This is a genomic window from Thermostichus sp. OS-CIW-32, from assembly GCF_054060415.1.
In genome coordinates, this window is sequence record NZ_JBSSDD010000009.1 from 97,555 (window position 1) to 105,770 (window position 8,216).

The window sequence follows — 8,216 nt, forward strand, 5'->3', positions numbered from 1 at the left end:
GGCTGAGCCTACCCCTCGACATCGATGGCCACATTCACCTGCAGGTTGGTCAGGCCAGCCACGCGGGCGCTGCTCTCCGGATCCAGGCGGATATACACCTCTACCACACGGGCATCCACATCGGCAGCTGGGTCGGTGTTGAGCACATCTTTCTTGCCAATCTGCAGGCCCACCCGCTCCACTCGGCCCTGCAGGGTTTCTGGCAGAGCGCGGTTGCTAATGGTGGCCTGCTGGCCTGGCCGAACCCGCAAGATGTCTGTTTCGTAGACCTCGGCCACCACCATCATTTGGTCAGTGTTGCCCAGCTCGAGAATGCCCTCGCCGGCGGGGATGACCTCTCCAGGGCGGGTGTGGATCTTGAGCACCTGTCCAGCACGGGGAGCGCGGATGAGGGTGCGCTCTAGGCGAGCTTCTGCCAGTTCCAGATTGCGGGCCAGGGATCCCAGTTGGACTTGGGCTTGGGCCAGACTCAGTCCCGCCTCGGCAGCTTGGACTTGGGCTTGGGCATTGAGCAGATCCCGCTCACGGGCCAGGCGCAGTTGGCTCAGGGTGGCCTCGGCAGCCCGCAAGTCCTCCTGTCGTTGCCGCACCAGCAGCCGGCGTTGATCCAGCTCTTGTTGCGAGATTGCTCCTTCCTGCCAGAGCTCCTGAAAGCGGGCCAGATTGGCCTCGGCATCGGCCAGTTCTGCCCGGATACGTTCCACCACCGCTTCCTGGGAGCGGATTTGCATCTGTTGCGGCTCGTCCAGACGGCTGAGGCGGGTGCGTGCCTCTTGGATTTGGGCCTGACTGAAACGGGTCTCGGCCTGCAACCGGGCGCGGGCCTCTTGAAGTTGGGCGGCAGCGTACTCTCGCTCCGCCAACCGCTCGGCGTAGCTTTCCAAGCGGGCTAGCACTTGGCCTGCCACCACGCGATCCCCCTCGGCCACCAGCAGCTCTCCCAGCCGTTCTCCGGGGGAACCGGCAATGCGCAGCACTTCCCCCTCCGGCTCCAGGCGACCCAAAGCACCAACTTGCGGAGGCAGCCGCATTTCCACCGTTGCCTCTGCACTTCCCGATACCGACTGTGTGGCTCCCTGTTGGCTCAATCCCAGCCATGCCAGACCGGCACAACCGAGCAGCCCGACTCCTGCCAGCGACCAAAGCGCTCGTGGGTTCATGGCCTTTTACCCGCTGTGGCTTTGCAGACGGCAAACGCCGCCTCTTTTTCTTAAATAAGTGTAAAGTTTTTGGGATGAAAATGTCCAGCCGTATTCTATGTTGCTTGTCTTCACCGTATTTTCACCCCCTGTGGGTTCCCCAAGGTGCCGGTAGATCACGGCAACCGGTGGGGCGCAGCCTACCTAGCTCTGGGGATTCCTGATATGATGTGGCCTGTTCGAACCTGTTTGTAGTCAGCAGAACGCAGTCCTTTTTTTGGAGTGTGGCGGTTTTAGGAGTGGGGTGGAGTTGCGATGGTGGAAACAGTTGGAGGAGGGGATCCCATCCCGCCGTTGCCGGTTCGGTCTCAGCCTCCGCCCCTGCATTTGGATCCCCTAGATCCCTTGCTTTCCACCTATCACTTTGTGGGCATTGGTGGAGTGGGGATGTCGGCCCTGGCCTATATCCTGGCTAAACAAGGGTTTCGCGTTTCCGGATCCGACATTGTCGCCAATGGCCGTACCCGCCGCCTGGAAGCTTTGGGGGTGCGCTTCTTTCAGGGCCACAGCTTGGAGGGGTTGGTCGGGGATCCCCAGGTGGTCTATTCCAGCGCCATTCGCCCCACCAATCCAGAATTGGCTGCTGCCCTGGGCAAGGGATTGACGGTTTGGCACCGGGCAGACTTGTTGGCGGCTCTGTTTAACCGTCGCTCTGGCATTGGGGTGGCCGGCACTCACGGCAAAACCACCACCAGCAGCATGATCGGCTATGTGTTGCTCTCGGCGGGCTGGGATCCCACCTTGATTATCGGCGGGGAAGTGGATGCCTGGGATGGCAATGCCCGTCTGGGTAAGGGGGAGTATTGGGTGGCCGAGGTGGATGAGTCGGATGGATCCTTGGTGCGGCTCTATCCCAAGATTGGGGTGATCACCAACATTGAGCTGGATCACCCCGATCACTACGCCGATTTGGGGCAGGTGATCCGGGCTTTTCAACAGTATGGGCAGCAAAGCCAAACCCTGGTGGCCTGTCTGGACTGTCCCAACGTGGCGGCTCACCTGAGGGTGGATGTGGGCTACAGCCTGACCGGTCATCCCCAAGCCCAGTACCAAGCCCGTCAGATCCTCTACACTGCCAATTCCACCTGCGCTGAGATCTGGGAAAAGGGATCCCTCCTCGGACAGCTTCGCCTACAGGTGTTGGGATCCCACAACCTCAGCAATGCCCTGGCGGCGGTTGCCGTTGGGCGACAGTTGGGCTTGGAGTTTGCGGTGATTGCCTCAGCTTTGGCGCAATTTCGGGGGGCGCATCGCCGCTTTGAGCACAAGGGGGAAGTGGGTGGAGTCACCTTTATCGACGACTATGCCCACCATCCCAGCGAGATTCGGGCCACCCTGCAGGCAGCACGGCTACAGCAGCGGCGGGTGGTGGCGGTATTTCAGCCTCATCGCCACAGCCGTTTGGCTGCCTTGTTCCAGGATTTTGCCCGCTGCTTTGGGAATGCGGACGTGGTGGTGATCGTGCCCACGTATGGGGCAGGAGAGCCGGCGCCTGAGGGTTCCGACAGCTTGCGCTTGGCCGTGGCGGTGGCGGAGCACCATCCCCATGTGCGCTATGTGTCGTCTTTGCCGCAATTGCCGGAGGTGTTGCCGTCCGTCCTGCAGCCTGGAGATCTCGCCGTTTTTTTGGGCGCAGGGGACCTAAATCAGCAGATAATCGCTACGATGCGGGCATATGCGGCTCAGGTGAGGGAACAGCCTGGGCAAGCCAAAAATCCAAACTTCAGCTGAAAAGGAAAGCCAAAAATCCAAACTTCAGCTGAAAAGATAGCTGCTTCTGAGGTATTGAATCATGACGACGGCTCCGGTGGTGCCTCAGCGGGACGGTTCCTGTGAGTCTGAGGCGGCAAGTCTTACCGCTGAAGACAGGCTTCTCCCCCGCGGGCCGGCGGCTCTGCTATCTGGACGAATTCAATCGGGGATCCCGTTGGCTCCTCTGACCACCTTTCGCGTGGGCGGCAAGGCCGAGTGGTATTGTGAGCCCCGTAGCCACCTGGAGCTGCAGCAGTGTTTGGCTTGGGCGCGAGCAGAAGGGATCCCCACGACGCTGTTAGGGGCAGGCAGCAATCTGCTCATCAGCGATGCGGGGTTGAAGGGGCTGGTGATCGGTACCCGCCGTCTGCGGGGGATCCAACTGCTGGAAGGGGGGAGAATTTGGGCCGCTGCCGGAGAGCCTTTGGTCAATCTGGCGCGGGCAGCCGCCAAGCAAGGCTGGAGCGGTTTGGAGTGGGCCATCGGGATCCCGGGCACCCTGGGGGGAGCCGTGGTGATGAATGCGGGTGCCCACGGACGCGCCATGGCGGATGTGCTGGTGGAAGTGCAGATTTTGGACGAGGAACAAGAGCCCTGCCGCCTAGAACCTGCCGATCTGCAATTTGGCTATCGCCGCTCTCGCCTACAGGACTCCCCCTGGACGGTGACAGGAGCGACGCTGCAGTTGATCCCAAGCAGGGATCCGTCCCAGGTGCAGTGGGAAACCCAGCGCTACCTCAACCAACGCCTGAGCTCTCAACCCTACCATTTGCCCAGTTGTGGCAGCGTCTTTCGCAACCCAGAGTCTCACCCTGCCGGCTGGCTAATCGAGCAGGTCGGCTTGAAGGGGTACCGCATGGGTGGGGCCCAAATTTCAGAGCGCCATGCCAACTTCATCCTCAATTGCCATCAGGCGAGTGCCAAGGACATTTACCGCTTGATTCGCTTGGCCCAGGAAAAGGTCTATCAACAATGGTCGGTGCTTTTGGAGCCGGAAGTGCGCATTCTGGGATCCTTTGAGGATTAGAGGAGCATTGGGCAGACAATTTGGACTGTTTTCTTTTGGTGATTTTGATGATTCTGCTCTTAAACTGTTCTTACCAGCTTAGATGCTCGTCGATTCTTTCCTATCGGCTTATGAGTCAAGATGCAGCCACCTTACGTCGTTTAATTCGACGGCTCAATCAGTCCCACACCACTGCGGAAGAACGCCGCTATTTGGTGGAGATCGGCAGCTTGGCTGCTTTGCTCACCCCGGAAGAGGCTGCCGCTTTGGCCCAAGATCCCAAGCAACTCACCGCCGAGCAGCACTATCGCATTTGGGACTGGGTGCATCGCTGGGAACGGGAGCACCGCCACGAAGATCTGGACTGGGATCCCTCTCTAGACCGACACAACGACTAGAACTCGAAAGAATCCCGTCCCGCTATCACGAACAAATCCCGGCCAGAGTCTAAGACAAAAGCCATCTCCAAGTCTCATTTTTGAACAGGATCCACACCCCCAAGCCCATGAGAATCCAGGGCACCCAGCGCTCTCCCCGCTCGGCCAAAACCTTGGCTACTTCAGGTTGCATTGTCAGTTTTTGAGCCATTGCAAACCACAATCCCTTCATCAGAAAAAAGATCGTGGAAAAAAGGGCCAACTGAGGAGGGGTGCTGCCGGCAAACAAAGGAACGTACAGGCTGACATTATCTCCACCATTGGCAAAGGTGAGGAGCATGGACATCAGGGCTGGTGGGGGCAAAAAAACTGACCAAGCCTTTTGGGTTGGGCGCTCTTGCAGTTCTTCCAGCTCTTCTTCCAGGGCTTCTTCCAGCTCAGGTTGCCACAATTTCCAACCGCCTACCGCAATCGGGATCAACCCCAGCAGCCCAATCGCAGGTGGCGGCAACAGCAGGCCCCCCAGGTATCCCAGAGAGCTGAGCAGGATCAACCCTGCCAAGCCCAAGTAGCCTCCCAGCCAAATGTGCCAGCCCTTCCACAGGGGTTGCAGCTGCGCCTGGGCAAACAACAGAACCAGCAAGAAAAAGTCGTCGATATGGGTGGCAACAAAAGCGAGGATCCCTTCGACTAAAGTTGCCCAGAAAATTGCCAGCGGCATAGGGTTAAGAAATGGGGAAGATGGCGCTGATATCGACGAGGTGAAACTGAAGCAGCCCAACAATTGCCGAAGTATAGGCGGTAGAAGAAGCCAGCCCAATCAAGAGATCGCGTTTCATATTGCGGGGTTTCTCGCCTTTCTCGACGACATCCGTAGCGCCAAACTGCATCATGAGAATGCCTATCAAGTTGGAGAGCCAGTACCCCACGAGGGTTCCGCCCAAAAACCACTGTGGCTGCCACAGGCTACAAAGGTAGCCAAACCCGTAGGCAATCGGCAGGTTGAAAAACAAGTCATTCCACCAGGAAAGGGGAGACAGCATAAACCCCAAAATCAGTAAAATGCCACCTCGGAGCTTCTTCCCCATAGGTCTTGCTCTCCAGCGTTACGTCCTCACAATCTTAGCTTCACATTGCTTCATGAAAACCCAAAAACAATGTCTGGCTCTCCACCTGGGAGTGTGGCACGGCCTCTTCTCCAACTATCGACCCACCGCCGGCGGCTGGGAGCTGGGGGGCCAAAAGCGCAGCCTCATCACCTTTGAGGCCTTGGCTCCATCCTCTTCTTCAGGAAGTCCGGCGGCAGGGAGCGCGATCCGCCAAACCAACGCCTACTACCCCCTACAGGGATCCCCCACTCCCGAAAGCTCCCAGAGCTGGGTCTACCAGGATTTCTCGCCGGGATTGCGCTTTTTCCCCGATGGATCTTTTTCCAATGGGCGGCTGCAGCTGGCGCCGTTTAGTGATTTTGCCGTCGAGCAGGGCTTTCTCTGGGGGGATCGCAAGGCGCGGCTGGTGCAACAGTGGGATGCCCAAGGTCGTCTGGTAGAGGTAACCGCGATCCTGGAGCGGCGCGGCCAAGCTTTGGATCCCGTTGCAGACTGTGCACCCCTGAGCAGAGAGCAGCTGAGAGCCTGCCTCCAGGGGAGATGGCGGGGGATCGCCCAGAGCTTTGCGGTTGCCGAGGGCCGGTTTGCCGAAACCGAGGTGGACTCCTCGGGGGCAGAGTGGTTGAGTAACTGGGATCCCTTGCCTGGGGGGCTGTGGATTGGCGGGCCGGATCCCTTGCCCATCCCTACCGCCCACCGGGATCGCAGCTTTTCGGTGAGCCTGAGCTGGTTTCCGCAATCGGAAGACTGCCATTGTCTCTTGCGTTTGAGCCGAGACTACGATGCCCGCGGTGCTTGGCAAGGGGTTACGCTGATCCGGGCGCAGAGGGATCCTGGTTGAGGAAGGCGCAAACCTGGGCAAACACCGTTTCCCGCTCGCAGTCCAAAGTGAGGATGTGGTCGGAGTGCTCCAGCCAATGCAAGATCTTCTCCTCGGATCCCAGCTCTTGATAGAGCCACGCTGCCTGTTCAGGATCCACTACTGTATCTTGGCGAGATTGCAGGATCAGAGTGGGAACCCGGATGCCGGCCACCTCTCCCTTGACCCGCTCGATCAGCTCGAGGGCGCTGCGCACCGCCGACAGATTGAAGCTGCGAAAATAGGCTACCTTTTCCGCCAAAGCGCGGACATCCCCGTCCCGAATGGGCAGATGGAAGCGGGGGACATCCTCCAACAACCACCCCAGGCTGTTCAGGTACTGCTCTGGGCGAAAAAGATAGTACCAGTGGTGGCGAATGGCGAAAAACGGCGCCAGCAGCACCAATTTGTAAACAGGATGGGCAAAAGCCAGGTGCAAAGCCAGCAGACAGCCGGTGGAAAAGCCCACCAAGGAAACGCGCGGGTACTCCTGCCGCAAAGCCAGGTAATGCTCCAAAGCCCGCCCGTACCACTCCGTCCAGCGGGAAGGGGGCATGCGATGGGCCGGGCGGTCATGGCCAGGATAGTTAAATCCCTGCACCGTCAGGCCAGCCGCCAACAGCCGCTCTGCCAGCCATTGCAACTCGTAAACACCGCCCCCCAATCCATGTAGCAGCAGACAGGCGTGTTCCCCTGCTCCTCGCCACAAAAAGGGTTCGTTACTCAACATAAAAAAATAAAACTCCGTTCCACTTCGCGACGGGATCCCTTGCTAGCCCAAGGTGATATCCAGCAACATCATCACCACAAACCCACTGATGACCCCAAAGGTGCCCTCCCGCTCCAACCCCTGCCGGTGCGACTCAGGGATGATCTCATCTGAGATGACAAACAACATCGCCCCTGCCGCAAAAGCCATGCCCCAGGGCAACAAGGGCTGCGCCAGAGAAACCACCGTTGCTCCCAGGATGCCGCCGATGGGCTCCACCAGCCCGGTCACCAGGGCAATGGCAAAAGCAAACCGCCGCGAATACCCTTGGCTTGCCAGCGACAAAGCCACCACCAGCCCCTCTGGAATGTTCTGCAAGCCGATCCCCAACGCCAACGCCAACCCATCGCCGACTTGGCCGGTAGCGAAACCCACTCCCACCGCCAGTCCTTCCGGGAAATTGTGCAGGGCGATGGCAATGATGAACAGCCAAATCCGTTTCAAATGGGCGCGGTTCTCCCCTTCCACCCCTTTGAAAAAGTGCTCGTGAGGAAAGAGGCGGTGGGCACTCTCCAGGAAGATCGCCCCCAACAACAGGCCTGCCACCATCACCACAGCCGCCCCAAATGGGGAATACCCCAGCGCCATGGCTGCCTCGGTGCCCGGCACCAGCAGGGAAAAAGAGGTGGCCGCCAACATCACCCCACCCCCAAACCCCAGCAGGATCCCTTGCGCCCTTTCCGAGAGCGAGGGGAGAAACAGAGCGGGCAAGGCCCCTAACCCGGTTGCCAACCCGGCGATCAAGCTGGCCAGGGATCCCATCGCGATTGGATGCACAAGCCCCTCTCCACAAAGGCCGAATGCTTCTCAATTCTCCTCCCTTTCCAACGTTGTGTGAACATTGCTGGCTCGAGCGGCATAGGCGAGGTTCTGAAAGTTGGCTTGGAGCGCCAGATTTTGTGCTTACAAGCAAGGTACCTAAGAGCAAGTCTGAAGGAGCTATTCCCCAGTTGGAGCTTGCCATCTGAGGCAAGGTTTATTCCCAACAGTGGTAGATTGCGTGGGCGCAGAAGCATCCTAAGCAGCAATTTGACCAGGCTATGCTATACTCTAGGTCGTGTTGATCTTATGTTAGGATAGAGAGAATAATTTATAGAGGAAAGAGGATGAAGTTGGTTTTTTTAGATGAAAACAAATGGCAGAAG

At 58.7% G+C, this 8,216-nt stretch carries 9 protein-coding genes; 4 read left to right on the plus strand and 5 right to left on the minus strand.

From position 1 onward, the window contains the following. Positions 1–8: 8 nt before the first annotated feature. Positions 9–1,160 (minus strand): ABC exporter membrane fusion protein, encoded by a 1,152-nt coding sequence (locus ACVWY8_RS10785; protein ID WP_414329074.1) that lies wholly within the window; start codon positions 1,158–1,160, stop codon positions 9–11. A 294-nt stretch (positions 1,161–1,454) separates the two neighbouring features. Here ACVWY8_RS10785 and murC point away from each other — a divergent pair, with 294 nt between their 5' ends. The 3 genes from murC (at position 1,455) to ACVWY8_RS10800 (ending at position 4,355) form a co-directional block, all read left to right on the plus strand. Next, a complete protein-coding gene (gene murC / locus ACVWY8_RS10790) occupies positions 1,455–2,930 on the plus strand; it encodes a UDP-N-acetylmuramate--L-alanine ligase (protein ID WP_457394747.1) in 1,476 nt (491 codons plus the stop codon). Between the two features lie 61 nt (positions 2,931–2,991). Beyond that, the gene (murB, locus tag ACVWY8_RS10795) at positions 2,992–3,978 is read left to right on the plus strand and encodes a UDP-N-acetylmuramate dehydrogenase (RefSeq protein ID WP_457387200.1); all 987 of its coding nucleotides are present in this window, start codon (positions 2,992–2,994) and stop codon (positions 3,976–3,978) included. Between the two features lie 110 nt (positions 3,979–4,088). Beyond that, positions 4,089–4,355 carry a hypothetical protein gene (locus ACVWY8_RS10800; protein ID WP_414418112.1) on the plus strand — a complete coding sequence of 89 codons (267 nt, stop codon included), beginning with the start codon at positions 4,089–4,091 and terminating at the stop codon, positions 4,353–4,355. Positions 4,356–4,404: 49 nt separating this feature from the next. Here the strand turns inward: ACVWY8_RS10800 and ACVWY8_RS10805 are convergent, their stop codons facing one another. Continuing rightward, the gene (locus ACVWY8_RS10805; RefSeq protein WP_457394750.1) at positions 4,405–5,055 is read right to left on the minus strand and encodes a cadmium resistance transporter; all 651 of its coding nucleotides are present in this window, start codon (positions 5,053–5,055) and stop codon (positions 4,405–4,407) included. A gap of 4 nt (positions 5,056–5,059) precedes the next feature. Continuing rightward, positions 5,060–5,422, minus strand: a complete 363-nt coding sequence (locus ACVWY8_RS10810; protein ID WP_414383331.1) for a hypothetical protein — start codon at positions 5,420–5,422, stop codon at positions 5,060–5,062. Positions 5,423–5,474: 52 nt separating this feature from the next. On the opposite strand from ACVWY8_RS10810, the gene ACVWY8_RS10815 reads away from it, so the two are divergent. Then, positions 5,475–6,284, plus strand: a complete 810-nt coding sequence (locus ACVWY8_RS10815) for a DUF3598 family protein (protein WP_457394753.1) — start codon at positions 5,475–5,477, stop codon at positions 6,282–6,284. Here the strand turns inward: ACVWY8_RS10815 and ACVWY8_RS10820 are convergent. Both ACVWY8_RS10820 and ACVWY8_RS10825 read right to left on the minus strand, forming a co-directional pair. Next, on the minus strand, positions 6,250–7,032 hold the full coding sequence (locus ACVWY8_RS10820; RefSeq protein ID WP_457387206.1) for an alpha/beta hydrolase: 783 nt from the start codon (positions 7,030–7,032) through the stop codon (positions 6,250–6,252). The two genes, ACVWY8_RS10815 and ACVWY8_RS10820, sit on opposite strands and share 35 nt — an antisense overlap. 42 nt (positions 7,033–7,074) lie before the next feature. Further along, a complete protein-coding gene (locus ACVWY8_RS10825) occupies positions 7,075–7,848 on the minus strand; it encodes a ZIP family metal transporter (RefSeq protein ID WP_457394756.1) in 774 nt (257 codons plus the stop codon). Positions 7,849–8,216 lie beyond the last annotated feature (368 nt).